We start from the raw sequence: 25309 nt of genomic DNA on the forward strand, positions 1-25309 counted from the left end.
CGCCGGGGACCAGTGTGGCGTGTCGAGCCGCGGTCGCGCCTCCGTTGACCCTCCGACGCGTCATGGCCCGGCCGGGTCATGCCCGGACGGCGAACGGTCGAGAGGCCGTGCGAGGACGGCTCGCAGGACTGTGCCGCGGCCGCGGGGCGCCTGTATCGTGGTCGGCTCCCCGGCCCTGAGACGACAAGGACCCAGAGAACCCCCGATGGACGGCTCTCAAAGTAGCCCGCTCTCCTTCTACGGAGAGCTCCCGTGACGCCCCTCGTCCTGCTCGCGATCGCGCTCCTGCTCGTGGTCGCCTGCGGCATCTTCGTCGCCGCCGAGTTCGCGCTCGTCACCGTCGACCGCAACAAGGTCGACCAGGCCGCGGAGGCCGGTGACGCCGGCGCCCGCGGCGTGCAGACCGCGCTCCGCTCGCTGTCGACCCAGCTCTCCGGCGCGCAGGTGGGCATCACGGTCACCAACCTCGGCATCGGCTTCCTCGCCGAGCCGGCGATCGCGGACCTGATCGAGGAGCCGCTCGGCGCGCTCGGCGTGCCGGACGGCGCCGTCTCGCCGGTCGCCGTGGCCCTCGGCCTGGTCATCGGCACCGTGCTGACGATGCTCTTCGGCGAGCTGGTGCCCAAGAACCTCGCGATCGCGCTGCCGCTGCAGGTCGCCCGCGCCACCCAGCGCCCGATGCGGCTCTTCACCGCGGTCAACCGCGGCCCGATCCGGGTGCTGAACAACTCCGCCAACGCGCTGGTGCGCCGCCTCGGCATCGAGCCGCAGGAGGAGCTGCGCTCGGCGCGCAGCTCCCAGGAGCTCGCCTCGCTCATCGCGCGCTCGGCCGACGAGGGCACCCTCGACGCCGACACCGCGGAGCTGATGGAGCGATCGGTGGAGTTCGGCACCCGCACCGCGGGGGAGATCATGACCCCGCGCGTGCGCACCCATAGCCTGGAGGCCAACGACCGCGCCTCGGCCGTGATCGAGCTGGCGCGCTCGACCGGCCACTCCCGTTTCCCGGTGCTCGACGACGAGGACACCGTGGTCGGCACGGTCCACGTCAAGAACGCCGTCGCCCTGCCGCTGCACGAGCGCAGCACCACGAAGGTCAAGCACCTGATGGCCAAGCCGATCGTCGTGCCCGACACCCTGCGGCTCGACCCGCTGCTCGCGCAGCTGCGCAACGAGAGCTTCCAGATGGCCGTCGTCCTGGACGAGTACGGCGGCCACGCCGGCATCGTGACCCTCGAGGACGTCGTCGAGGAGATCGTCGGCGACATCGCCGACGAGCACGACCGGATGAGCGCCCGCGCCCGCCAGCGCCGCGACGGCAGCTGGCTGATCTCCGGGCTGCTGCGCCCCGACGAGGTCGAGGACCTCACCGGGGTCGAGCTGCCGGAGAACGAGGACTACGACACCGTCGCCGGCCTGGTGCTGCGCGCGCTCGGCCGGGTGCCCGCCTCGGGCGACATCGCGGAGGTGCCCGTCGCCGACACCAGCGACCCCGAGCAGCCCCGCGAGCGGCTGGCCGTGCTGACCGTCGAGCACATGGACGGCCTGCGCATCGACCGGCTCTCGCTGCGCCTGCACGAGGGCGAGCCGGCCTCGGCGACGTCCGACCCGGCCGCGGACGGCGGTGAGCAGGCATGAGCGACACCGCCGGCATCGTCCTCGTCGTCGTGCTCCTGGCCGCCAACGCCTTCTTCGTCGGCGCGGAGTTCGCCCTGGTCTCGGCGCGCCGCAGCCAGGTCGAGCCGCACGCCCAGGCCGGTTCCCGGATGGCCCGCACGACGCTGCGCGCCATGGAGCAGGTCTCGCTGATGATGGCGGGCGCCCAGCTCGGCATCACGATCTGCTCGCTCGGCCTCGGTGCCGTCGGCGAGCCCGCGATCGCGCACCTGATCGAGCCGGGCATCCACGCCCTCGGTGCACCCGACGCCTTCCTGCACCCGATCGCGTTCGTGATCGCGCTGACGCTGGTGACCTACCTGCACGTCGTGCTCGGCGAGATGGTGCCGAAGAACATCGCCATCGCCGGCCCGGAGCGCTCCGCGATGGTCCTCGGCCCGCCGCTGCTCGGCGTCGTCACGGTCCTCAAGCCGCTGATCGTCGTGCTCAACGCCGCGGCCAACGGCATCCTGAGGCTGATGCGGGTCGAGCCCAAGGACGAGCTGACCTCCGCGTTCACCCGCGAGGAGGTCGCAGCCCTGGTCGAGGAGTCCCGCGGCGAGGGCCTGCTCGAGGCCGACGAGTACGACCGGTTGGCCGGCGCGCTCGGCTTCACCGAGAAGACGGTCGCCTCGGTGCTGATGCCGACCGACACCCTGACCGTCGTACGCCGTGGCTCGACCGCCGCGGAGGTCGAGGCGCTGTGCGCGGCGACCGGCTTCAGCCGGTTCCCGGTCGCGGGCGCCGACGGCGACATGGTGGGCTACCTGCACATCAAGGACGTGCTCGAGCCCGACGAGGAGCGCCGCGAGCGGCCGGTCGACGACAAGTGGGTCCGCCCCTTCGCGCCAGTCACCGCCGACGAGTCGCTGCACGACGCGCTGGAGACGCTCCAGCGGCGCGGCGCCCACATGGCCCGGGTGGTCGACACGGCGGGCACCACGCTGGGGCTGGCGACGCTGGAGGACGTGCTCGAGGAGCTGGTCGGCGAGATCCGCGACGCCGCCCACCACGAGGACCCCGTGCCGAACCCGACGACCAGCGTCTGACGACCGACGTCTGACGGGCGCCACACCGCGCCTGACCTGCTGCTTCGGGGCCGCTCCCGCGGCGGTTAGGGTGTGGCGCGTGGCAGCCGACCGTCCCCGCACGAACCGCGTGTGGACGCTGCCGAACGTGTTGAGCATGCTCCGGCTGGCCGGGGTCCCGCTGTTCCTGTGGCTGGTCCTCGGACCCGAGGCGGACGTGTGGGCGCTGGCCGTGCTCATGGTCTCGGGGGTCACCGACTGGCTCGACGGCTACCTGGCCCGCAAGTGGGACCAGGTGACCGTCCTGGGCCAGGCGCTCGACCCGATCGCGGACCGGCTCTACATCCTCGCCGCGGTGGTCGGCCTCGCGATGCGGGACGTGATCCCGTGGTGGCTGGCGGTCTCGCTGCCGCTGCGCGACCTGCTGCTGTGGGTGCTCGTGCCGTTCCTGCGCACCCGCGGCTACACCGCGCTGCCGGTCCACTTCCTCGGCAAGGCGGCGACGTTCAACCTGCTCTACGCCTTCCCGCTGCTCTTCCTCGGCGACGGGGACGGCACGGTGGCTGAGCTCGCGCAGGTGCTCGGCTGGGCCTTCGCGCTGTGGGGGATCGGCCTCTACTGGTGGGCCGGGCTGCTCTACGCGTGGCAGGTGCGCACCCTGCTCGTCACGACCGAGCCCCGGCGCCGGACTGCGCTCGATGCCTGACGAGCGCGCGGGGACGCCCGAGCCGGACCGGCTGACGCCGGCGCGGGTGCGGCTCCCGCTCCTGACGCTGATCACCCAGCAGTCTCTCGACGAGGACTACCTCCACGCCGCCGAGCGCCGCGCTCTCGCCGTCCGGGCCGCTCGGGAAGCGGGCGCGGCCGCCGGTCCGGAGGCGGGGGAGCAGCCGGCCCGCCCGGAGATGGCGCGGCACCGGGTCGCCGCGGTCGTCGCGGTGGTCTTCGGGTTGCTCGCCACGACGGCGTTCGTGCAGACCTCGCGCAACGAGGACGTCGACGCCGCCAGCCGCGCCACCCTGGTCCGCCGCGTCACCGACGAGCGGGAGCGCGTGGCCAACCTCCAGGACCGGATCGTCGACCTCCGGGAGGAGAACGCCGAGCTCGAGCGCGGGCTCACCCGCGCCCGCGCGAGCCACGAGGCGGAGGTCACCCGGCTGCGCCGGGTGCAGACCCGGACGGGGTACGTCGCCGTGCGCGGTCCCGGCGTCAGCATCACCCTCGACGACGGACCGCCGGAGATCACCGACAGCGAGGTCAAGGACGTCGACCTGCGGATCGCGGTCAACGGGTTGTGGCGGGTCGGCGCCGAGGCGATCGCGATCAACGGACAGCGGCTCACCGCGCTGTCGGCCATCCGGAGCTCCGGCCTGGTCGTGCGGGTGAACAAGGTCAACCTGTCGCCGCCGTACCGTGTGGAGGCGATCGGTGACACCCGCACGCTCCAGTCCCGCTTCCTCGACTCCACCGAGGGGAGCTGGATGCTGCAGCTGGAGAACGACTACGGCATAGCCTTCGACATGGACAACGACGACGACCTTGCGCTGCCGGCCGCCCGGCTGCGCGAGCTGCGCTCCGTGCGGCCGCTCGGGGACGACGACAAGGGACCCCCGGAGGAGACACCGTGATCGCCGCGCTCGGCCTGCTGGTCGGCATCGTGCTGGGGCTGGTCTTCCAGCCCGACGTGCCGCTCGGCCTCGAGCCCTACCTGCCGATCGCCGTGGTGGCCGCGCTGGACGCGGTCTTCGGCGGACTGCGGGCCTACCTCGACGGGATCTTCGACGACAAGGTCTTCGTCGTCTCGTTCGTCTCCAACGTCGTCATCGCCGCGGCGATCGTCTACCTGGGCGACAAGCTCGGCGTGGGCGGCCAGCTCTCGACCGGCGTCATCGTCGTGCTCGGCATCCGGATCTTCTCCAACGTCGCGGCCATCCGCCGCCACCTGTTCCATGCCTGACCCAACGCCGTCGAGCGGACGGACCCGGCTGCTGCGCGCGGTGCTCAAGCCCTCGCGCAGCCAGGTCGTCGTCGGCGTGCTCCTGGCGCTCGTCGGGTTCGCGGCGATCGTGCAGGTGCGGGCGACCGAGGTCGACACCACCTACGCCGGCCTGCGCGAGCAGGACCTCATCGACGTCCTCAACGGCCTGGCCGGCACCACGCAGCGCGCCGAGTCGGAGATCGAGCGCCTCGAGGAGGCGCGCGAGGACCTGCGCACCGACACCCGCCGCGTCGGCACGGCGCTGGAGGAGGCGCAGACCCAGGCCGACACCCTGGCGATCCTCGCGGGCACGGTGCCCGTGACCGGCCCCGGCATCCGGGTCACCATCACCGAGACCGACACGGCCATCGGGGTCCAGGACTTCATCGACCTGGTCCAGGAGCTGCGCACCTCGAACGCGGAGGCGATGCAGCTCAACGGCAAGGTGCGGCTGGTGGCCCAGTCGTCGTTCGCCGAGGCCGAGGGCGGCCTCGTCGTCGACGGCGAGCTGCTCGGCCCGCCGTACGTCCTTGACGCCATCGGCGCACCCGACACGCTCAGCGGCGCGATCTCCATCGCCCGGGGCGTCGTCTCCAAGCTGCAGGAGGACAACGCCGAGGTCGACATCGAGGAGCTGTCCTCGCTCGACATCGAGAGCGTCCGCGAGCCGCAGCAGCCCGACTACGCCGCGCCGGACCTCGACCCGGCCGGCCAGTAGGGTCGGACCACCGACCTGTCCACCGAGCCACCGTCTGGAGACCGCGTTGTACCCCGAGGACCTGAAGTACACCAGCGAGCACGAGTGGCTGCGCACCCCCGGCGAGACCGAGGGCTCCGTGCGCGTGGGCATCACCCACTACGCCCAGGACGCGCTCGGCGACATCGTCTACGTCTCCCTGCCCGATGTCGGCGCGACCATCGAGGCCGGCTCCACCTGCGGTGAGCTGGAGTCCACGAAGTCGGTCAGCGACGTCTACGCCCCGGTCTCCGGCGAGGTCGTCGCGCGCAACGACTCCCTCGACGCGACGCCCGAGCTGGTGAACAGCGACCCGTACGGCGGCGGCTGGCTCTTCGAGGTCGTGCCGGCCGACAGCGGTGACGTCGGCGCCCTCATGGACGCCGCGGCGTACGAGGCCTCGCTCGACTCCTGATCGGCGCGCATGAACGTCGCGCACACGCACGAGGCCCCGGTCGCCGTCCGGCGACCGGAGCCTCGTGCTGTGTGACTGTTCTTCGGTCCCTCGCTGCGGGTCAGCGGTTCTCGACGGCGCGCTGGGTGGCGTCGAAGGTCAGGCCGATGGTGTTGGCCATGCCCTGGAAGGGGTTGCCGGCGGTCTCGGGGAACTTCAGGGTCACCCGGAGGTGGGAGACCTTGGTGTCGTTGAGCGCGGTGGTGGCCTTGTCGAGGGCGAGGTTGGCGCCGATGACCGGGCGGGGAGCGAGGACCGGGGTGGTGGTGCCCTTGCAGGTCAGCGCGCCGTTGGTCTTGGTGGCGTCGACCTTGGTCCAGGCGGTGGAGCACTGGTCGATGCTGATCTGCAGGCCGTTGGTGAGGTCGGTGGAGAGCAGGTTCGTGGCGGTCGCGGTGGTGGTGAGGGAGACGGTGCCGAACTTCTCGTCGTTCGCGCCGCGGGTCAGGACGATGTCGCGCTCGACGGTGTCGCCGGGGACCAGGCCGGTGGCGGCGATCGAGGGGGCCTGGGTGGAGGTGCCCTGGCCGAGCTTGATGGTGCCGGCCGCGACCGACTCCGAGGCCGAGGTGGTGGAGGTGAAGGCACCGAAGGTGCCGAGGCCCGCGACCGAGGCGGCGCCGGCGACGAGGGCGACCGAGGCGACCAGCTTGGCGGCGGTCGTGCGGTTCTTGCGGCTGGCCTTGGTGTTCTTGACGGCCTTGCGGACGGCCTTGCGGGTGCCGGTGCTGTTGGTCATCGGGGGGAACCTCTCGGGGAGGGGGCCGCCGGTCTCTCCGACGGGGCGTTCCTTGATGACCGGAACTCTGCCGAGCCCAGATCAAGGCACCCCCGGGCTCATCCCCGACGTTCCCTCAAGAGGTCCGCAAGACCCCTGAGCCGGCGTCCCTGAGCCCACTCCACGGCCTTTCCCGCCGCTTGTCGGCCGTTGCGATGGCCGAGAAGCGTCAGCATCCCAAGTTCACCTGGGATGCTGACCCCACCACCGGCCCGCTCCCGCCGGCCGCGGCCTTTCCGGTACCGCTTGATCGGCCGTCCCCGGCTGATAGGTTCGGACAACCGTCAACCTCAGCCCCGAGGTGAGGGTTGCACCACTTCTCGCACCGCCCGAATGCCGGACCCCGGAGGATGCCCGATGCCGTTCTGCACCGCGTGTGGCAGGCAGAACCCCGACGACGCCCGCTTCTGCTCGCAGTGCGGCACCAAGCTGGTGACCGCGGACGAGACCACGGCTCCGGCGACGCCGCCGGTGGGCCAGGGTGACTCGACCGCCACCATCCAGATCGGGCTCGGCGAGAAGACCGAGACCTCCGACCGTCAGCTCAATCCCGTCGACGCCGCCGCGGTCGACGCCCTCCCGGCCGGCCACGCGCTGCTCGTCGTGCAGCGCGGCCCCGGCTCGGGCAGCCGGTTCCTCCTCGACGCCGACGTGGTGACCGCGGGCCGGCACCCCGAGAGCGAGATCTTCCTCGACGACGTGACGGTCTCCCGTCGCCACGCGCAGTTCGACCGCGACGGCGACACGTTCACCGTCAGCGACGTGGGCTCGTTGAACGGCACGTACGTCAACCGCGACCGCATCGACAAGGTGCAGCTCAAGGACGGCGACGAGGTGCAGATCGGCAAGTACCGCCTGGTGTTCTTCGCCGGGCACCAGGCCGGCTGAGCCGCCCGCGCATGAGCTCGATCGGCTCGGCCGCCGCAGGCGCCGCGGGGGCGCCGCGCGCCCGGATGAACATCGGAGAGGTTCTCGACCACCTCCGACCGGACTTCCCGGGTGTCACCATCCCCAAGATCCGCTTCCTCGAGGACAAGGGGCTGATCAAGCCCGAGCGGACGCCGGCCGGCTACCGGAAGTTCTCACCCGACGACGTCGACCGGCTGCGGTACGTCCTGCGCATGCAGCGCGACCACTACCTGCCACTGAAGGTCATCGGGGAGCACCTCGACGCGATCGACCGCGGCCTCGAGCCGCCGGCGATCGAGCCGGTCGTGCCCACCGTGCCGAAGGTCGCGCTCTCCGCCGACGGCCTGCCCAGCCCGGAGTCGTTCCGGCGCCACGACGGCATGCGGCTCTCGCGCCGCGAGCTGGTCAAGGTCGCCGAGATCTCCGAGGACCTGCTCGACCAGCTCGAGCAGTACGGCCTGATCAGCGCCAAGCCCGGCACCGGCCACTACGACACCGACGCGCTCGTGATCGCGCAGACCGCCCGCGAGCTGGCCGACTTCGGCTTCGAGCCACGTCACCTCCGAGCGTTCAAGACCGCCGCCGACCGCGAGGTCGGCCTGGTCGAGCAGGTCGTCGCGCCGCACAAGCGCGGCCGCGACGCCGCAGCCCGGGCCCGCGCCGAGGAGGCCGTCTCCGAGATCGCCGCCCTCTCCGTCCGCCTGCACGCCACCCTCGTCAAGGCCGGCCTCCGCTCCTCCTGACACCCGGGCAACATCGCCGCCGACGCACGCCGCGTCCCGTCCCGACGCGACCGTCCGGGCTCACCGGGCGGGAGTAGGGTGAAGGTGTGCGCGAAGTCGATGTCATGGGTGTCCGGGTGGAGATGCCGTCGAACCAGCCGATCGTGCTGCTGCGCGAGGTGACGGGGGAGCGGTACCTCCCGATCTGGATCGGTGCGGTCGAGGCCACCGCGATCGCGTTCGCCCAGCAAGGCGTGGTCCCGCCGCGCCCGCTGACCCACGACCTGATGAAGGACGTCCTCGAGGCGACCGGCAACGAGCTCACCGAGGTCCGGATCACCGACGTCAAGGACGGCGTCTTCTTCGCGACACTGGTCTTCGGCACCGGCGCCGAGGTCAGCGCCCGCCCCTCGGACTCGATCGCCCTGGCACTGCGCACGGGCACGCGGATCGTGTGCGCCGAGGAGGTCCTCGACGAGGCCGGGCTCGCCGTGCCGGCCGAGCAGGAGGACGAGGTGGAGAAGTTCCGTGAGTTCCTCGACCAGGTCACGCCCGAGGACTTCGAGTCCCGCTGACGCGCCGGTCGGTCAGCCGGCGGCGTACCGCGGGAGCCTCACCCTCAACCTCAACTTGAGGGTTCCGACACGCCGCCTTGATCTTTGACGACCTCCCTGCCGAGGCCTACCTTGAACTGTCTCTGTTGTAACTCCACCGTTGTGGTTGCGCTCCGCGATCACGGCACCTTCCCCGGGTAGTTACGCACAACGGAGTAGACCCACGGAGGACCGTGTGAACGAGCAGGAGCAGCAGGGCGAGCACCCCGAGGCCGCTGTCGCGGCCGAGGTGGCCGAGGAGCAGGGTCTCCTCTTCACCGACGACGTCTCGCCCCTGCCCAGTGACACCGGCTACCGCGGCCCCACCGCGTGCAACGCCGCCGGCATCACCTACCGCCAGCTGGACTACTGGGCCCGCACCGGCCTGGTCGAGCCCACCGTGCGCGGCGCGAGCGGCTCCGGCTCCCAGCGGCTCTACTCCTTCCGCGACATCCTGCTGCTCAAGGTCATCAAGCGCCTGCTCGACGCCGGCATCTCGCTGCAGCAGATCCGCACCGCGGTCCAGCACCTGCGCGAGCGCGGCACCGACGACCTGACCCGCGTGACGCTGATGAGCGACGGCGCCTCGGTCTACGAGTGCACCAGCAGCGACGAGGTCATCGACCTGCTCCAGGGCGGCCAGGGCGTCTTCGGCATCGCGATCGGCGGTGTCTGGCGCGAGATCGAGGGCACCCTCGCCGAGCTGCCGAGCGAGCGCACCGCCGACGAAGCCGCGCCCACCGCGAACGACGAGCTCGCCGCGCGCCGCGCCGCGCGCAAGATCGGCTGAACGCCGGCCCCACGACGTACGACGTGCCGGCCCGCCGCCCCTCACCGGGGCAGCGGGCCGTCGTCATTTCGGGGGACTGTCGGGGGCTGCTGCTAGCCTCGGGGACGCTGACGATCCCGCACGGGAGAGTCTCCGCCCGGCGTCAGGACCCAGCACGACCAGCCGGAGCGGAGCGCCGAAGGGGCAATTCCTCCCCGGAACCTCTCAGGCGCCCGGACCGTGTGGAGCAGGCGACTCTGGAGCACCAGCGACGGTGTGACAGAGGGGGAGGGAACCCGACCCCGCGTCCGAGGAGCCCTCGCCCTATGTCCGACCGCCCCACTCTCTCCGAGCTCGACGGCGCGCTGCCGTTCGTCGACCGCCACATCGGTCTCCGGCCGGCCGACGAGGCCGCGATGCTCGAGCGGCTCGGCTTCGACTCGCTCGAGGCGTTGATGGAGGCCGCCGTCCCCGGTGGCATCCGCACCGAGGCGGCGCTCGACCTGCCGCCGGCGCAGTCCGAGGACGCCACCGGGCGCGAGCTGCGCGCGATCGCGGCGATGAACAACCCGCTCGAGGCGATGATCGGGCTGGGCTACTCGGCGACGATCACCCCGCCGGTGATCCGCCGCAACGTGCTGGAGGACCCGAGCTGGTACACCGCGTACACGCCGTACCAGCCGGAGATCTCCCAGGGCCGCCTCGAGGCGCTGATCAACTTCCAGACCGTCGTCGGCGACCTGACCGGCCTGCCGACGGCCAACGCGTCGCTGCTCGACGAGGGCACGGCAGCGGCCGAGGCGATGACGCTCGTCCGGCGAGGAAACAAGAAGGCGACCGGGCCGTTCGTGGTCGACGCCGACGCTCTGCCGCAGACGATCGAGGTCGTGCGGACCCGGGCCGAGGCGATGGGCATCGAGGTCGTCGTCGCCGACCTGGCCGACGGGCTCCCCGAGGGCGAGGCCTGCGGCGTGCTGGTGCAGTACCCGGGTGCGTCCGGGCGCGTGCTCGACCCGCGGCCGGTCATCGACGCCGTCCACGAGCGCGGCGGCCTGGCCGTCGTCGCCGCGGACCTGCTGGCGCTCACGCTGCTGGAGTCGCCGGGCTCGATGGGCGCGGACGTCGTCGTCGGCTCCTCCCAGCGGTTCGGCGTGCCGCTGTTCTACGGCGGCCCGCACGCCGGCTACATGGCGGTCGCGTCCGGTCTCGAGCGGCACCTGCCCGGCCGCCTCGTGGGGGTGTCGATCGACGCCGAGGGGCGGCCGGCGTACCGCCTGGCGCTCCAGACCCGCGAGCAGCACATCCGCCGCGACAAGGCGACCTCCAACATCTGCACCGCTCAGGTGCTGCTCGCCGTCGTCGCCTCGATGTACGCCGTGCACCACGGCCCCGAGGGACTGCGGGCGATCGCCACCCGCGCCCACCGGTACGCCGCCGTGCTGGCCGCCGCGCTGGGCGCGGCCGGGCACGAGCCGCGGCACGCGGAGTTCTTCGACACGATCCAGGTCGCGGCGCCGGGGCGGGCCGCGGAGGTCGTCGCGGCCGCCCGCGAGCGGGGTATCCACCTCCGGCTCGTCGACGCCGACACGGTCGGGATCAGCACGTCGGAGTGCACGACCCGGTCGACGGTCGAGCGCGTGCTCGCGTCCTTCGGCGTCGAGGGCGTCGCGATCGACGACGTCGACCGGGCCACCGCCGACGCGCTGCCCGACCCGCTGCGCCGCACCACGGCCTACCTCACCCACGAGGTGTTCTCCGCCCACCACAGCGAGACCCAGATGCTGCGCTACCTGCGGCGCCTCTCGGCGCGCGACTACGCCCTGGACCGCGGGATGATCCCGCTCGGGTCGTGCACGATGAAGCTCAACGCGACCACCGAGATGGAGCCGGTGTCACTGCCGGGCTTCGCCGACCTGCACCCGTTCGCGCCGGCCGAGGACGCCGCGGGCTACCACCTGCTCGTCGACCAGCTCGAGGGCTGGCTGGCGGAGGTGACCGGTTACGACCGCGTCTCGATCCAGCCCAACGCCGGCTCCCAGGGCGAGCTCGCCGGGCTGCTCGCGATCCGCGCCTATCACCAAGCGAACAGCCACCACGCGAACGGCGACACCGGCCGCGACGTCTGCCTGATCCCGTCGTCCGCGCACGGCACCAACGCCGCCTCCGCGGTCATGGCGGGCATGCGGGTGGTCGTCGTCAAGGCCGCGGCCGACGGCGGCATCGACATGGACGACCTGCGCGCGCAGTGCGAGAAGCACGCCGACGACCTGGCCGCGATCATGGTGACCTACCCGTCGACGCACGGCGCCTACGAGGACACGATCACCGAGCTGTGCGAGGTCGTGCACGCGCACGGCGGCCAGGTCTACGTCGACGGCGCCAACCTCAACGCGCTGCTCGGCCATGCCAAGCCCGGCGAGTTCGGCGGCGACGTGTCGCACCTGAACCTCCACAAGACCTTCTGCATCCCGCACGGCGGCGGCGGCCCGGGCGTCGGCCCGGTCGCGGTGCGCGAGCACCTGGCGCCGTACCTGCCCTCGCACGGCATGCACCCCGACGTCACCAAGCGCGAGGGCATCGGCCCGATCAGCGCGGCGCCGTACGGCTCGGCGGGCATCCTGCCGATCTCGTGGGCCTACGTGCGGATGATGGGCGGCGCCGGCCTGACCCGGGCGACCGCGAGCGCGGTGCTGTCGGCGAACTACGTCGCGGCGCGGCTCGGCGAGCACTTCCCGGTGCTCTACCGCGGCCACGGCGACCTCGTCGCGCACGAGTGCATCCTCGACGTCCGCGGGATCACCAAGGAGACCGGCGTCAGCGTCGACGACGTCGCCAAGCGGCTGATCGACTACGGCTTCCACGCGCCGACGATGTCGTTCCCGGTGGCCGGCACGCTCATGGTCGAGCCGACCGAGTCCGAGGACCTGGCCGAGATCGACCGGTTCTGCGAGGCGATGATCGCGATCAAGGGCGAGATCGACCGCGTGGCCGCGGGGGAGTGGACGCCGGAGGGCTCGCCGCTGCGCGGGGCGCCGCACACCTCGCGCGCGCTCGTCGGGGACTGGGACCGTGCCTACCCGCGCGAGCTCGGCGTCTTCCCGACCGGCATCGACCCGGACAAGTACTGGCCGCCGGTCGCGCGCATCGACCAGGCCTACGGCGACCGCAACCTGCAGTGCTCCTGCCCGCCCCTCGAGGCGTTCGCGGAGTAGCCCGGCCAAGATGGCCCCATGAACGTCGCTGACAGCACCGGCCGCCGGCTCCTCGTCCACCTCGCGCGGGCGCAGGCCGGCGGCCGGCTGCCGTCGGTGACGGCCGGGGTGGTGCGCGACGGCGCGCTGGTGTGGTCGGGGACGTACGGCACGCCGCCGGTGCCCGACCACGACCCGGCCGACGTGCAGCACCGGATCGGGTCGATCACCAAGACCTTGACCGCGGTGCTGGTGCTGCAGCTCGTGCGGGACGGGCGGGTCGACCTCGACGCACCGGTCTCGGTCGTGCTCGGAGAGGTGCCGTACGGCGACCGGTCGGTGCGCTCGCTGCTGGCCCACGCCTCGGGGATCGGCGCGGAGCCGGCCGGCGAGTGGTGGGAGCGGACCGACGGGGTGTCCTTCGGGGAGCTGGCGGCGGCGCACGCCCCGGCACCGGCGGTCACCTCGCCCGGGTCGCGGTTCCACTACTCCAACCTCGGCTACGCGCTGCTCGGCGAGCTGGTCGCGCGGGTGCACGGTCGGCCGTGGGCGGAGTGCGTCTCGGCCTTCGCGCTCGAGCCGCTGGGGATGACCCGGACGTCGTACCTGCCGACCGGGCCGGCCGCCTCGGGCTGGTCGGTCGATCCCTACACCCGCGAGCTGGTGCCGGAGCCCGCCACGGACACCCGCGCCATGGCGCCCGCGGGCCAGCTGTGGTCGACGGCGGCCGACCTGGCGACGTACGCCGCGTTCCTGGTCGACGGGCACGCCGACGTGCTCGACGCGTCGTGGCTGACGACCGCGTCCGTCCCGCAGGCCGGGTCCGCGGGCGACGCGCTGGCCTCGGCGCACGGGCTGGGGTTCCAGCTGCTCCGCGGTGGGTCGGGGACGCTGCTCGGGCACGGCGGGTCGATGCCGGGGTTCCTGGCGTCGTGCTTCGTCGACCGCGAGCGGCGCACCGGCGCGGTGGTGATGGCGCCGGCGACGACCGGGTTCTCGCCCAGCGACCTCGCCCGGGTGCTGCTGGAGGAGCTCGAGGGGTGCGAGCCGACGTTGCCGCAGCCCTGGGTGCCGACGACGGCGGTGCCGCCAGAGGTCGACGGCGTGCTGGGCGTCTGGCACTGGGGCAACACGCCCTTCGTCCTGGCACTCGCGGGCGGGCCTGGTGGCGGCGAGGTCGTGGCGACCGGGGCGGGCGGTGCCGAGAAGTGGCGGTTCGCCGCGGTCGACGGACGGATCGTGGGGACGCGGGGCTACCACCACGGCGAGGAGCTGCACGTCGTTCGGCGCCCGGACGGATCGGTGAGCCACCTCGAGGTGGCGACGTTCGTGCTCACCCGGACGCCCTACGACCCGGACGTCCCCGCTCCTGGGGGACGTCCGGGTCGCTGACGGGCACGCCGCTGCGCGTGCCGGCTCGGGGTGGTGCGGGCTGCTGCCGGTTCAGTCGCCGGTGGTGTCGGTCTTCGTGACCTGCAGGTCGTAGCGGAAGGCGTCGGCGCAGGTCAGGTCGACCGTCCGGCCCTTCCACCGCATCGTGAGGTCGGTGCGGAGCTTGCGGTGGACGCCGTCGACCACGATGTGCTGGCCGGCGTCGTCGTGCTCCTCGTGGACAGCGACCTTCTTGCCGTAGGGCTTGGCGGTGCCGGTGACGAGGACCTTCCTGCCGTCCAGCTTCAGCGTCGCGCGGACCTGCTTCTTCTCGACGAAGCCCTTCGCGGACTCGCGGATGTTGCCGAGGCCGTCGTCGCCGACGACGACCTGGAACACGTTGGCGTAGAGGTTGTTCTCGTAGACGCTGACGTAGAGGTCGTCGCCGCGGTAGCTGCCGCCGCACTCGATGACGACGCCGCGCTCGCGGCTGGTCTCGGAGGCGGTGGTCTGGGAGGCGCTGGTAGCGGTGGCGTCGGCGGTGAGGGCGGTGGCGGGGGAGCCGAGGCCGACGACCGCGGTGGCGACGGCGGCGAGGGCGAGGGGGGTGCGCATGGTGGTGCTGCTTCCTGTGGGTGTGTGGGTGACACCGGGAGTACGCCGGGGCGCGCGACGCGGTTGCGCGGCCGCCCGGCCGGTCTGGACCAGTCCGCTGCCCGGCCAGCGGCAGGGCGCGGTCGATGAGTCCCGGCCGGTCGTACGGTCGACCCGCCAGCAGCCGACGCCATCGGCGGCACCGCGACGGGAGACCCCATGAGCACCCAGCACCCCGCGAGCGTGACCTTCGAGTCGACGCTGCACGCCGTCGGCAACAACACCGGCATCGTCGTGCCCCCGGACGCGGTCGCGCGGCTGGGGCAGGGCAAGCGGCCGCCGGTCCACGTGGACCTGAACGGCTACGAGTACCGCAGCACGGTCGCCGTGATGGGCGGGCAGCACCTGGTCGGCGTCAGCGCCGCCGTGCGGGCCGCGACCGGGCTTGCCGGCGGGGACCCGATCCGGGTGACGCTGACGCTCGCGACCACGCCCCGGGAGGTGGACGTTCCCGTCGACCTCGCCGAGGCGATGGATGCTCGCGGCGTGCGAGGGTTCTTCGACGGCCTGTCGAACAGCCTCCAGCGCTACCACGTCGGCCAGGTCGAGAGCGCCAAGGCCGAGGACACCCGCCGCCGGCGGATCGACAAGGCGGTCGGTCTCTTCGCCGCGGGCAAGCAGCGGTAGCCGCGTGCTGCTCAACCAGCCGGAGAGGGTGGCGGCTACATCGCCTGCGACACGCTCGACATGTTGAAGTCCGGGACCCGCAGCGCCGGGGTGGCGGTGCGGCTGAAGTAGTCGTCGCCCCACTCGCGGCTGAAGCTGGGCACGGTCTCGCCGGCGGCGGTGAAGCGGCGGAGCAGGTCGACGGGGGACTCGTTCCAGCGGAAGTTGTTGACCGCGCCGGTGATCTCGCCGCCCTCGACGAGGTAGACGCCGTCGCGGGTGAGGCCGGTGAGGAGGAGCGTCTGCGGGTCGACCTCGCGGATGTACCAGAGGCAGGTGAGCAGCAGGCCGCGCTCGACGCCGGCCACCAGGTCCTCGGCGCTGCCCGACCCGCCGTCGACGTCGAGCACGAGGTTGTCGATCGCCGGGGTCACCGGCAGGCCGGTCATCGTGGCGGAGTGGCGGGTCTGCAGCAGCGCGGCCAGCTCGCCGTCGCGGACCCAGTCGGTGCGCTCGAGCGGCAGGCCGTTGTCGAAGACCGAGGACTCGTTGCCCGAGGAGGAGGCGACGACGAACGGCGAGCACTCCAGTCCCGGGTACGACGGGTCGCTGAGCAGGTGGACGTTCTCGCGCGCGATCCGTTCGCCGACGCGGGTGCCACCGCCCCGGCGGCTGTAGACCGACTGGCCCTCGTGGGCGACCCGCGCGCCGGCGTACCAGTAGGCGTCGATCATCAGGTCGGCCACCGCGCTCGGCGGCAGGACGGTGTCGTAGCGGCCGGCCGGGAGGTCGACGCGGCGGCTGCCCCAGCCGAGCCGTCGCTCGAGCTCGGCGTCCATCGCGAGGGCGTCGACGTCGGCGAAGTCGCGGGTGGCGCCGCCGACCCAGGCGCTCGAGGTGAGGTCGGCGGTCTTGCCGGTGCACCCGTAGTGGCCGGTCGGCTGCACGTGGCGCAGGCGCAGGCCGGTCGTCGAGCCGAGGTAGGTGGTGGTCAGCTCGTGGTTCACGAAGCCGTAGAGCACCCGGCCGGCCGCACCGGCGCGGCCGAACGCCTCGCCGAGGGCGGGCGCGAACGCGTCGTACACCTCGATGCCGGTGCGGACCGGCTCGTCCGCCCAGTCCGCCGAGGTGCGGTCGCGGACCAGCTCGGCGGCGTCCTCCGCGGGGGAGGCGGCGCGGGCAGCGGAGTCGGCCGCCTCGACCAGCGCCGCCATCTGCGCCCGGTCGGTGGCGCTGCCCGACACCGAGCCGGTGCACGTCCCGCCGGCACGCCGCACGAACGAGACGACCGTGACGTCGACGCCGCGCATGACGCCGTTGGTGGTCAGCGTGTTGCCAGCCCAGCGCAGGTTCGCGCTGGTCCGGTCGCGGACGACGACCACGCAGTCGTCGGCGGTGGTCGCGGCGAGCGCGTGCGCGACCAGGTCCTGCGGGGTGGCCCCCGTGATCGTGGTGCCGGACATCAGTGGCGTGCCTCGTCGGTCGTGCTGAGGATGCGGACGCCGCGGAAGAGCGCGGTGGGGCAGCCGTGGCTGACGGCGGCGACCTGCCCGGGCTGGGCCTTGCCGCAGTTGAACGCGCCGCCGAGCACCCACGTCTGCGGGCCGCCGACGGCCTCCATCGAGCCCCAGAAGTCCGTGGTCGTGGACTGGTACGCCGCGTCGCGCACCTGGCCGACGACCTCGCCGTCGCGGATCTCGTGGAACCGCTGGCCGGTGAACTGGAAGTTGTAGCGCTGCATGTCGATCGACCAGGACTTGTCGCCGACGACGTAGAGGCCTCGCTCGACCCGGCTGATCAGGTCCTTGGTGCTCGGGCCGTCCGGCGCCGGCTGGAGCGAGACGTTGGCCATCCGCTGGATGGGGATGTGGCCGGGGGAGTCGGCGTACGCGCAGCCGTTCGAGCGGCCCTGCGGGTGGTCGGGCCCGGCGAGCTCCGGCTTCATCGCGGCCATCGGCCGGTCGAGCTGGTAGCCGACGAGGACGCCGTCGCGCACGATGTCCCACTGCTGGGTGGCGACGCCCTCGTCGTCGTACCCGGTGGTGGCGAGGCCGTGCTCGACGGTGCGGTCGCCGGTGACGTTCATGACGGGGCTGCCGTACTGCAGCGTCCCGAGCTGGTCGTAGGTGGCGAAGCTCGTGCCGGCGTAGTTGGCCTCGTAGCCGAGCGCGCGGTCCAGCTCGGTGGCGTGGCCGATGGACTCGTGGATGGTCAGCCACAGGTTGGAGGGGTGGATGACCAGGTCGTAGGTGCCGGCCTCGACGCTCGGCGCCGCGAGCTTCTCCGCCAGCAGCTCGGGCACCTCGGCGAGCTCGGCGTCCCAGTCCCACAGCGGGCCGGCGGAGCCGCCGACGAGGTACTCGTAGCCGCGCCCGACCGGCGGCGCGATGCTCGCCATCGAGTCGAAGGTGTCCGCGCTCGTGCCCATCGCCTCGAACGACGGCTGCAGGCGGATCCGGCGCTGGGTGGTGCGGGTGCCGGCGAGGTCGGCGTAGTACTTGTGCTCGTCGACCTGCTGCAGGCTGGCGCTCGCGTGGTCGACGGCCGCGCCGGCGCGCAGCCGCTCGGTCCAGCCGATGAGCAGCGCGGCCTTCTCCGCGACGGGCACGGTGAACGGGTCGATCTCGTAGGAGGAGACCCACGTGACGTCGTCGTACGTCGGCTCCGGCGCCAGCTCGACGGGGGTGGTCGTCATCGCGGCGGCGACCCGCGCGACCTGGACGGCCGTGTCGGCGACGCGGACCGCTTCCTCGGGCGTGAGCACCACCCCGGACGCGAACCCCCACGCGCCCCGATGCACGACCCGGACCGCGAACCCGAGGTCCTCGGCGTCGCTCGCGCCCTGGAGCGCGCCGTCGCGGACGCCCAGGTGCTGGTAGCGCACCCGCTCGAAGCGGAACTCCGCATGGCTCGCACCGAGCTCGCGCGCCCGGCTGAGCGCCACCTCGCCGAGGGAGCGGTGGGGGAGGGCGGTGAAGGTGGGATCGAGACCCGGCTCGCTCATGGCGCGACCCTAGTGCCGAGCACCGACGGCGCCGCCACCGCATTTCCGGCGGTCGCCCCCGGCCCGTCCGCGACGGCGTACCGGCGTCGTTAGGGTGCTGCCCATGAGCTCACCGGCGTGGTTGGGGATCGGCGCGCAGCGCAGCGGGACGACGTGGTTCACCGACCTGCTGACGCAGCACCCGTCCGTCGGGCTCGGCACGAACGGCAAGAAGGAGCAGCAGCTGCTGCACAAGGTCGGCGACGGCCGGGCCGAGGCCTCGGCGTACCTCGACCTCTTCCCCGCCGACGGCGTCCACCGCGGCGAGTGGACGCCGCAGTCGCTGCGCCACGCCTCCGCCCCCGCCACGGCTGCCCGGCTCGTGCCGGACGCGCCGGTCCTGGTGCTGCTGCGCGACCCGGTGGAGCGGTTCCGCTCCGCGATGCGGTTGGCGGCGACCCGCGGGAAGTCGTGGCCCTACCCGGTGCCGATCACGGTGCAGACCTGGAGCGGCTTCTACGCCGACCAGCTCGACGCGTGGGCGGCGGCGGTCGGGCGCGAGCGGATGCACGTCATGGTCTACGAGAACGTCCGTCGCGATCCGCAGGCCGCGGTCGGCGAGGTGTGGCGCCTCATCGGCGTCGACCCCGTTCCGCTCGCCGAGGTCGAGCGTGCCTCCGGCTCCTCCTCCCAGGCTGAGTGGGACTGGACGCCGGGGCTGAAGGAGTCGCTCCAGGTGATGTACCGACCGCAGGCCGAGCGGCTCGCGAAGGACTGGGGGCTCGACGTCTCCGGCTGGACCGGCTTGCACTGACACGGCTGGGCGCGTCGGCGGGGGGCGGGTGACGGGCGTCAGCTTGATCGGCTGGCCGATGAAGCTGACGGAGGGACGATGAAACTTCAGCGGCCCGCCGACAGTTTCATCGGCTGGCCGACGAACCTGTCCGCCGCCCGCTGGGACCGGGCGACCGCGGGCTTGCTGAAGAGGTACGCAGCGCTCAGCCGAGCGGCCGACGGGTCGTTGAGATCGACGCGGCGGGCAACAGGGGAGCCGACGTGCCCCGGCGGCCGTGCCGCGACGACCTCGGGAGACCCCTGTGACCCCTGACCCCCCGACGCTGCGACGCCGGCTCGAGACCGGCCGCCTGCTGCTCGGCTCGCTCCTGGAGCTGGGGATCAAGGCGTACGGCGCGGGCGCGGCGGTCGCCGTGGCGCTGAGCGATGCCGAGACGGTGGGCGGCAAGGCGCAGGACGCGGTGGCGGCGATCCCCAGCCTGGAGGAGCGCTACCGCGCGGCGAAGTACGTCGTGGACCACCGCGCGGAGATCCAGGTCGCGCTCGACCACGTCAACGAGGAGACGCCGCCGCAGGCGGAGCTCGAGGACGCGATCGACCGGAGCGCGGAGACGCTCGGCGGCATCGAGACGACGTACAGCGAGGTGCTGGAGGCCCGCGATGCGCTCCCGTGGAACCCTCGCGACGCGTGGGGCCACGTCAGCGATGCGTGGGGCGCGAAGCCGGACCTGGACGCGATCTCCGACCTCGCCGCGGTCGCGGACCAGGTCGGTCCCTACATCGACCAGGTGGAGGTGCTCACCCCGGTCTACTACGGCGGGCTGCTCGCCGTCGTCGACAACTTCTCCAGCGACGAGATCGTCGGCACCCTCCTCGTGATGGCGCTGGCGCTGGGGCTGGCGTTCGTGCTCGGCCGGGCGGTCGGATTCTGTGTGCGTCGCGGCCGCCCGGGCCTCATCGCACGGATGCTGCAGCGCTGGGGAGCGAGCACGTTCCGCGGGTGGTACGTCCGCAACCTGCCGCACGCCCTGAGCCCGCCGCTGTACGCCGCGGCGCGCGAGCGGATCGAGCGTGACATCGTGGCGGACCCCGAGGCCGCGCTGGAACCCGAGCGCTTCCGCGAGCTGGAGCAGTACTTCGCGAGCAGGCCGCGGGCCGACGCCGGCACCTGACCGGGCGACGCCGTCCTCGGTCTCAGCCGCGTCGTCAGGGCCTCGACGCTGTCGGAAGCTCCCGATCCGTGGGAGCATCGGGCACACCGACCGAGGAGGCCCCCGATGTGGTTCTGGATCGCCGTCGTGACCTTCTTGGTCGTCGGCTCGCTCGTGTCCTGGTACCGCTCGCGCGGGGCCCACCAGCTCCGTGGCGACCACCAGTCGCGCGTCGCGCAGCTGGAGGGCAAGGCCGAGAGCTACCGGATGCCGGAGGACGGGCCCGCCAGCACGTTCTGGTGACCGGCTGAACCGGCCCGGCCCGGCCCGTCCCGTCCCTCAGGCGCCGTCCTCGGTCAGGCTCGCGGGCGGAAGCCAGTCGGCGCCGAGCAGCTCGGCGAGGTCAGCCAGGCCGGTGGTGTCGCTGCCGACGGTGTCGGAGGCGGCGGCGATCCGCTCGACCATCACCTTGCCGACCTGCTCCTCGACCGTGCCCTCGGCGTACGCGATGTGCCACGGCGAGACCTGGTGGTCGCGGTGGGTGCGGCCGGTGACCTGCCGTCCGGCGATGCCGGAGAAGCGGGCCTGGTGGAAGAGCCCGACGCGGGGCTCGGTGCTCGCCTGGCGGCCGTCGGCGAGGGTCTCGCCGGCGTGGAGGCTGATCGAGGCGACGGTGGTGAAGACACAGACCGTCGCCTGGCCGGTCTGGAACCTCAGCCGCTCGGCCTCGGCGTCGAACCGGTCGCGGCCGTAGATCGTGGCCACCTCGATGCCGGCGTCACGCAGCCGGTCGGCGATGGGGTCGGCAGCGGTCGCGACGAACTCGACCGAGCACGCCACCTGCCGCTCGGCCTCGACCTGCTGGGCGATCCACGCGACGGTCGAGTCGACCCGGATCAGCCCGGCCTTCTGCCGGAAGCGCAGCAGCGCGGCCCGTCCCTTCGCCACGTTGCGGCCGCGGCGCGCGATGTCCATCTCGCGGCAGAACTCGCCCCACTCGGCCTCGTACGCCGTCCGCTCGGCCGGCGTCAGCGCCACCGGCATGCCGGAGATCGGCACCGGCCCCCACGGTGCGGCGCGGTGCAGCATCGCGGGCGGCCGTTCGTCGGCGAGCCAGCCGCGCACCAGCTTCAGGTCCGCGGCTCGTCGCGCGGGGTCGGTGGTCCAGGTCGCGCCGTACCGGCCGTGCTCCACCGCGACGCCGTGCCGCTCGAGCGCGGCGGCGAACGTCGCCCCGGGCTGCGTGGCCGAGGTCCACTCCCGCATCGGCTCGCCGAGCACCTGGGCGTAGGCGGGAGCGAGGTACGGCAGCTCGAGCGGCGTGTGCCCCGGGGTCGCGGTCGTGGCGATGACGAACGGCGCCTGGTCGTGCGGCCGCCCGTGGCCCGAGATCCGCGCCCAGAGCTTCCACCGCTTCGTCGTCGTGCGACGCAGGGCGTGGGCCTCGTCGGCGATGATCACGTCCCACTCGTGGTCGGTGACCTTCTCCAGCCGGTCCCACGTGATGACGACCCACTCGAGGCCGCCGTCGCCGAGCGCGGTGATCGTGCGGCACCAGTGGCCGATCGTGATCGCGGCCGGGCGGTCGGCCACGACGAGCACCCGTCGCGCGCCGCGGAGGTCGCCGACCGCCGTCGCGCCGAGGACCGCCGAGATGGTCTTGCCCACGCCGGGCTCGTCGGCCAGCAGGAACAGCCGCCCGCCTGCCGCCGCCCGCTCCGCGATCGCGTCGGCCGCCTCGAACTGGATCCGCCGCGGCTCGAGCGCCTCGGTCGGCTCGGGCGCGGCGGTGGGGTCGTCGGGGTTCAGGGTGTTCTCGACGAACCGGCCGAGCGTGTGCGGGCCGGGGGAGTACGCCGCGAGGTGCTCGGGCAGGTCGCGTCCGACGTACAGGTGGGTCTTGACCGCCGGGTGCCAGCCGGCGCCGTCGACCTGCGTCCCGTACGGCACGTCGAGCACCCACAGCCGCTCGCCCGGCCCGGCGGTCGGCAGCGGTCGCTGCGATGGTCCCGTGCCCTTGCGGCGCGGTGGAGCGCTGCGCCGAGGAGCGCCGGAACCGCGAGACCTGGCCACCCCCGGACGCTAGCGGCGACCCCGGCCCACCGGGCGGCGGCGCTCCGTCCGGCACTGTGACGCTCGACCGGTCGGGAGAAATGCGCGCGACGTCCGCTGCCGGCGAGGGAGAGAATCAGCCACGATGCTCACCGCGCTCCGCACCTACGTCACGCCCCCGTCCACCCTCGCCGGGCGGCTCTCCGTCCAGTCGCTGCTCTTCGCCACGGGCGACGGAGCGTTCCTGGCGGGATCGGCCGTCTACTTCGGCGTCATCCTCGGGTTGTCGCTGGGCCAGGTCGGCGTGGGGCTCACGGTCGCGGCGATCGCCAGCTTCGTCGTCGCGGTGCCGGCCGGGAAGCTCGTCGACTGGTTCGGCCCCAAGCGGATGTGGTCCCTGAGCGCGGTGGTGCAGGGCGCGCTGTTCCTCGCATGGCCCTTCATCGACGGCTTCCCGCAGTTCGTCGCGATCGCGGTGGCGATGGAGGTCGCGGGCAGCCTCGCCGGCGCGGCCCACGGCGCCTACGTCCTCGACGTGCTGCCGCCAGGCCAGCGCGTCGAGTCCCGGGCCTACATGTACTCCGCGCTCAACGTCGGGTTCAGCCTCGGGGCGTTCCTGAGCGGCGGTGCCATCGCCTTCGGCGCGGACGTGCTGCGCTGGGCGCCGCTCCTCACCAGCGTGCTCTTCCTGGTGAACGCGGTGGCGATCCTCCGGCTCCCGAACGCCACCCACGACGTCCGCTCGAACGAGCCCCGTCCGCAGCCAGAAGGCCCGCCGGCCATCCGCAACCGCAGCTGGCTCGCGGTGACCTTCCTGACCGGCGTGCTGTGGTCGAACCAGGTGCTCCTGCACACGGTGATCCCGCTGTGGCTGGTGATCGAGACCGACGCTCCTCATGAGCTCGTGGCGGTGCTCTTCGCCACCAATACCGTCATGTGCATCGTGCTGCCCCGGCTGACGGCGCGCGGCATCCGCGACGTCGACACCGCCCTGCGCGCAGTGCGCCTCTCCGCGCTCTTCTTCGCCCTCACCTGCCTCGTCACCTTGGCAACCCACGAGACCGTCGGCTGGGTCACGGTCGTGCTGTTCTTCGTCGGCCACATCGTCCTGACCTGGGCCGAGCTCTATCTCTCCGCCTCGGGGTGGACCTTCGAGGCGGAGCTGATGGATCCCCGGCGGCGCGGGGACTACCAGGGCGTCTCGGAGCTCGGCAACACCCTCGGCCGGTTCTGGGCGCCGGCGGTCTACGGCTTCCTCGCGATGGAGTGGGGCGCCGTCGGCTGGCTCATCATCGCGGCCATCGTCAGCGCCGCTGCGGCCGCCATGCACCCGGCGACCCGCGCCGGACGGCGGTACCTCGAGCAGCACGTCCCGGCCGACGTCCTGGCCGACGCCCGCGCCGGCGCTCCCGAGGACGCGCCTCCGCCCGCGACCACGCTGACGGAGCCGCTCGACCCCGGGACCACCGTCACCGACACCCCGGTCCCGCGCTGAGCGGCGGGTGGCGCGTCCCGGCTCCGTCGCAGCGCGTCCGTTAGCCTGAGTGGTGGCGGTACGCCGTCGACTGCGCTTCCACGTAACCAACCACGTGAATCATCGCGGAGAGGCCTGACCAGCTCAGGACATGTCCGGATGGGGTGCGGCGCAACTCTAGCGCCGACTTCACATCACCGATGCTGCGACATCGGCAGACGGAAGGACATGACATGTCGTCGAAGGACGAGAAGAACCTGACGCAGGTGGTCGACAAGATCGCGAAGATGGACGAGCCGCGGCGGTCGACCATGCAGCGCGTGCACGACGTCATCACGGCTGCGGCTCCCACCCTGAAGCCGCGCATCTGGTACGGGATGCCCGCCTACGCGATGTCGGCAAGCACGCCCGCGCTCATCACCCTGCGGAACGACGAACGCCTGAACCTCGCCATCACCGAGAAGGCAGCCTTCCGCGCAGCAGGCGGCGTCGACGGGCAGCTGATGCCGGCCGCCTGGTACTTCGAGACGGTGGACGACGCCACCGAGAAGCGGATCGCCGAGATCGTCCGGTCTGTCGTCGACTGAGCGGCTGCACTCCCCGGGCAGCACAACCCTGTGTCCCGTTAGGGACGGAAAGCACTGCTCGTCCGCTTGCCCGGAGCGAGCGGACGAGCAGTCGCCGACAGGCGGCTACTAGACGATTTCCATAGGGCCGGCGTCTGGCCAGACTCGGCTCAGGTGATCGGCGGGCAGCTCTCTATGCGGCTGCCCACCGGCTGTTCTGGTGTGGCTCACTTTCGGTCTGCGGCCCGCCGGTCACCGTGACGAGGCGTGGCTCAAGAAGGGACTGCCCTGCTCGTAGTAGCAATGCCCACCTCGCCGTCCACATCGGATCGAGCACAGGCGGGAGCAGCACATGGAGCAGGTCGTCATCGGGGTGGATCCCCACAAGTTGTCGGCGACGATCGAGGTCGTTGACCGGCGTGAGCAGATGCTCGGATCAGGCCGGTTCACCACCGATCGGGCCGGCTACGCCGCGATGCGCAAGTACGCCAAGGCCTGGCCGGAGCGGGTCTGGGCGGTGGAGGGAAGCAACGGCGCCGGGCGACCGCTCGCGCAACGACTGCTCGAGGACGGCGAGCAGGTCGTCGACGTCCCAGCGAAGCTCGCCGCCCGAGTCCGGCTCTTCGACACCGGCCATAACCGCAAGACCGACGCCCACGATGCCCACGCGGTCGCAGCAGTCGCAGTCCGCACGACGAGCCTGCGGGTGCTGCGGTTCGACGGGGAGCTCGAGGCGCTGCGGATGCTCACCGACCGGCGTGAGGCACTGACCCGTCGGCGGGTCCAGACCGTCGACCGACTCCAGGCGTTGTTGGCAGAACTCCTGCCAGGGCAAGTGAAGCG

Annotated in this window: 25 protein-coding genes and 1 riboswitch; of the genes, 20 read left to right on the forward strand and 5 right to left on the reverse strand. The window is 72.6% G+C overall.

The genetic code is table 11. The features are described 5' to 3' along the window. The first annotated feature begins 252 nt into the window (after nucleotides 1-252). From H7344_RS17980 to gcvH, 7 genes are all read left to right on the forward strand, one after another. The gene (locus tag H7344_RS17980) at nucleotides 253-1638 is read left to right on the forward strand and encodes a hemolysin family protein (RefSeq protein WP_186347368.1); all 1386 of its coding nucleotides are present in this window, start codon (nucleotides 253-255) and stop codon (nucleotides 1636-1638) included. Then, nucleotides 1635-2705, forward strand: coding sequence for a hemolysin family protein (locus H7344_RS17985; protein ID WP_186347369.1), 1071 nt, complete (start codon nucleotides 1635-1637; stop codon nucleotides 2703-2705). Before H7344_RS17980 ends, H7344_RS17985 begins: the two co-directional genes overlap by 4 nt. Before the next feature lie 79 nt (nucleotides 2706-2784). Further along, complete coding sequence (locus H7344_RS17990) at nucleotides 2785-3390, forward strand: CDP-alcohol phosphatidyltransferase family protein (protein WP_268238521.1); 606 nt, start codon at nucleotides 2785-2787, stop codon at nucleotides 3388-3390. Next, the gene (locus H7344_RS17995; protein ID WP_186347370.1) at nucleotides 3383-4312 is read left to right on the forward strand and encodes a DUF881 domain-containing protein; all 930 of its coding nucleotides are present in this window, start codon (nucleotides 3383-3385) and stop codon (nucleotides 4310-4312) included. Before H7344_RS17990 ends, H7344_RS17995 begins: the two co-directional genes overlap by 8 nt. Beyond that, complete coding sequence (locus H7344_RS18000; RefSeq protein ID WP_166194335.1) at nucleotides 4309-4641, forward strand: small basic family protein; 333 nt, start codon at nucleotides 4309-4311, stop codon at nucleotides 4639-4641. The genes H7344_RS17995 and H7344_RS18000 overlap by 4 nt, the downstream gene beginning before the upstream one ends. Then, entirely contained in the window at nucleotides 4634-5380 is a 747-nt protein-coding gene (locus tag H7344_RS18005) for a DUF881 domain-containing protein (RefSeq protein WP_186347371.1), read from the forward strand. The genes H7344_RS18000 and H7344_RS18005 overlap by 8 nt, the downstream gene beginning before the upstream one ends. A 46-nt stretch (nucleotides 5381-5426) precedes the next feature. Then, nucleotides 5427-5813 carry a glycine cleavage system protein GcvH gene (gene gcvH, locus H7344_RS18010; RefSeq protein ID WP_186347372.1) on the forward strand — a complete coding sequence of 129 codons (387 nt, stop codon included), beginning with the start codon at nucleotides 5427-5429 and terminating at the stop codon, nucleotides 5811-5813. A 100-nt stretch (nucleotides 5814-5913) separates the two neighbouring features. Here the strand turns inward: gcvH and H7344_RS18015 are convergent, their stop codons facing one another. Further along, the gene (locus H7344_RS18015; protein WP_186347373.1) at nucleotides 5914-6591 is read right to left on the reverse strand and encodes a TasA family protein; all 678 of its coding nucleotides are present in this window, start codon (nucleotides 6589-6591) and stop codon (nucleotides 5914-5916) included. Between the two features lie 396 nt (nucleotides 6592-6987). Here H7344_RS18015 and H7344_RS18020 point away from each other — a divergent pair, with 396 nt between their 5' ends. From H7344_RS18020 to H7344_RS18045, 6 genes are all read left to right on the forward strand, one after another. Continuing rightward, entirely contained in the window at nucleotides 6988-7518 is a 531-nt protein-coding gene (locus H7344_RS18020) for an FHA domain-containing protein (protein WP_166194327.1), read from the forward strand. Between the two features lie 11 nt (nucleotides 7519-7529). Further along, nucleotides 7530-8282 (forward strand): transcriptional regulator FtsR, encoded by a 753-nt coding sequence (gene ftsR, locus H7344_RS18025; RefSeq protein WP_186347374.1) that lies wholly within the window; start codon nucleotides 7530-7532, stop codon nucleotides 8280-8282. An 86-nt stretch (nucleotides 8283-8368) separates the two neighbouring features. Beyond that, nucleotides 8369-8836 carry a bifunctional nuclease family protein gene (locus tag H7344_RS18030; protein WP_166194323.1) on the forward strand — a complete coding sequence of 156 codons (468 nt, stop codon included), beginning with the start codon at nucleotides 8369-8371 and terminating at the stop codon, nucleotides 8834-8836. A gap of 214 nt (nucleotides 8837-9050) precedes the next feature. Next, nucleotides 9051-9644 carry a MerR family transcriptional regulator gene (locus tag H7344_RS18035; protein WP_186347375.1) on the forward strand — a complete coding sequence of 198 codons (594 nt, stop codon included), beginning with the start codon at nucleotides 9051-9053 and terminating at the stop codon, nucleotides 9642-9644. Nucleotides 9645-9755: 111 nt separating this feature from the next. After that, a riboswitch (glycine riboswitch) is annotated at nucleotides 9756-9874 on the forward strand. Between the two features lie 75 nt (nucleotides 9875-9949). Beyond that, nucleotides 9950-12835 carry an aminomethyl-transferring glycine dehydrogenase gene (gene gcvP / locus H7344_RS18040; protein WP_186347376.1) on the forward strand — a complete coding sequence of 962 codons (2886 nt, stop codon included), beginning with the start codon at nucleotides 9950-9952 and terminating at the stop codon, nucleotides 12833-12835. An 18-nt stretch (nucleotides 12836-12853) separates the two neighbouring features. Next, nucleotides 12854-14206 (forward strand): serine hydrolase domain-containing protein, encoded by a 1353-nt coding sequence (locus H7344_RS18045; RefSeq protein WP_186347377.1) that lies wholly within the window; start codon nucleotides 12854-12856, stop codon nucleotides 14204-14206. A gap of 51 nt (nucleotides 14207-14257) precedes the next feature. On the opposite strand, the gene H7344_RS18050 is transcribed toward H7344_RS18045, so the two are convergent. Beyond that, nucleotides 14258-14800, reverse strand: coding sequence for a hypothetical protein (locus H7344_RS18050; RefSeq protein WP_186347378.1), 543 nt, complete (start codon nucleotides 14798-14800; stop codon nucleotides 14258-14260). Between the two features lie 198 nt (nucleotides 14801-14998). On the opposite strand from H7344_RS18050, the gene H7344_RS18055 reads away from it, so the two are divergent. Continuing rightward, on the forward strand, nucleotides 14999-15466 hold the full coding sequence (locus H7344_RS18055) for a YdeI/OmpD-associated family protein (protein WP_186347379.1): 468 nt from the start codon (nucleotides 14999-15001) through the stop codon (nucleotides 15464-15466). 35 nt (nucleotides 15467-15501) lie between these two features. Here the strand turns inward: H7344_RS18055 and H7344_RS18060 are convergent, their stop codons facing one another. After that, complete coding sequence (locus H7344_RS18060) at nucleotides 15502-16908, reverse strand: metallopeptidase TldD-related protein (RefSeq protein WP_186347380.1); 1407 nt, start codon at nucleotides 16906-16908, stop codon at nucleotides 15502-15504. Next, on the reverse strand, nucleotides 16908-18449 hold the full coding sequence (locus tag H7344_RS18065; protein WP_186347381.1) for a TldD/PmbA family protein: 1542 nt from the start codon (nucleotides 18447-18449) through the stop codon (nucleotides 16908-16910). The genes H7344_RS18060 and H7344_RS18065 overlap by 1 nt, the downstream gene beginning before the upstream one ends. Nucleotides 18450-18552: 103 nt before the next feature. Between H7344_RS18065 and H7344_RS18070 the strand changes: the two genes are divergently transcribed. The 3 genes from H7344_RS18070 (at nucleotide 18553) to H7344_RS18080 (ending at nucleotide 20677) form a co-directional block, all read left to right on the forward strand. Then, a complete protein-coding gene (locus tag H7344_RS18070) occupies nucleotides 18553-19242 on the forward strand; it encodes a sulfotransferase family protein (protein WP_186347382.1) in 690 nt (229 codons plus the stop codon). A gap of 283 nt (nucleotides 19243-19525) precedes the next feature. Further along, a complete protein-coding gene (locus tag H7344_RS18075) occupies nucleotides 19526-20395 on the forward strand; it encodes a hypothetical protein (protein ID WP_186347383.1) in 870 nt (289 codons plus the stop codon). Nucleotides 20396-20500: 105 nt separating this feature from the next. Continuing rightward, nucleotides 20501-20677 (forward strand): hypothetical protein, encoded by a 177-nt coding sequence (locus H7344_RS18080; protein ID WP_186347384.1) that lies wholly within the window; start codon nucleotides 20501-20503, stop codon nucleotides 20675-20677. Between the two features lie 36 nt (nucleotides 20678-20713). Here H7344_RS18080 and H7344_RS18085 read toward each other — a convergent pair whose 3' ends face one another. Then, nucleotides 20714-22447, reverse strand: coding sequence for a DEAD/DEAH box helicase (locus H7344_RS18085; RefSeq protein ID WP_229706759.1), 1734 nt, complete (start codon nucleotides 22445-22447; stop codon nucleotides 20714-20716). Nucleotides 22448-22571: 124 nt separating this feature from the next. On the opposite strand from H7344_RS18085, the gene H7344_RS18090 reads away from it, so the two are divergent. The 3 genes from H7344_RS18090 to H7344_RS18100 all read left to right on the forward strand — a co-directional run. Continuing rightward, on the forward strand, nucleotides 22572-23921 hold the full coding sequence (locus H7344_RS18090; protein WP_186347385.1) for an MFS transporter: 1350 nt from the start codon (nucleotides 22572-22574) through the stop codon (nucleotides 23919-23921). Nucleotides 23922-24100: 179 nt separating this feature from the next. After that, complete coding sequence (locus H7344_RS18095) at nucleotides 24101-24487, forward strand: DUF1801 domain-containing protein (RefSeq protein WP_222130838.1); 387 nt, start codon at nucleotides 24101-24103, stop codon at nucleotides 24485-24487. A gap of 331 nt (nucleotides 24488-24818) precedes the next feature. After that, nucleotides 24819-25309 (forward strand): IS110 family transposase (locus tag H7344_RS18100; RefSeq protein ID WP_186347386.1); only part of this gene is annotated, 491 nt, incomplete at its 3' end.

The organism is Nocardioides deserti (genome assembly GCF_014266025.1).
In the GTDB taxonomy this organism is placed as follows: domain Bacteria; phylum Actinomycetota; class Actinomycetes; order Propionibacteriales; family Nocardioidaceae; genus Nocardioides; species Nocardioides deserti.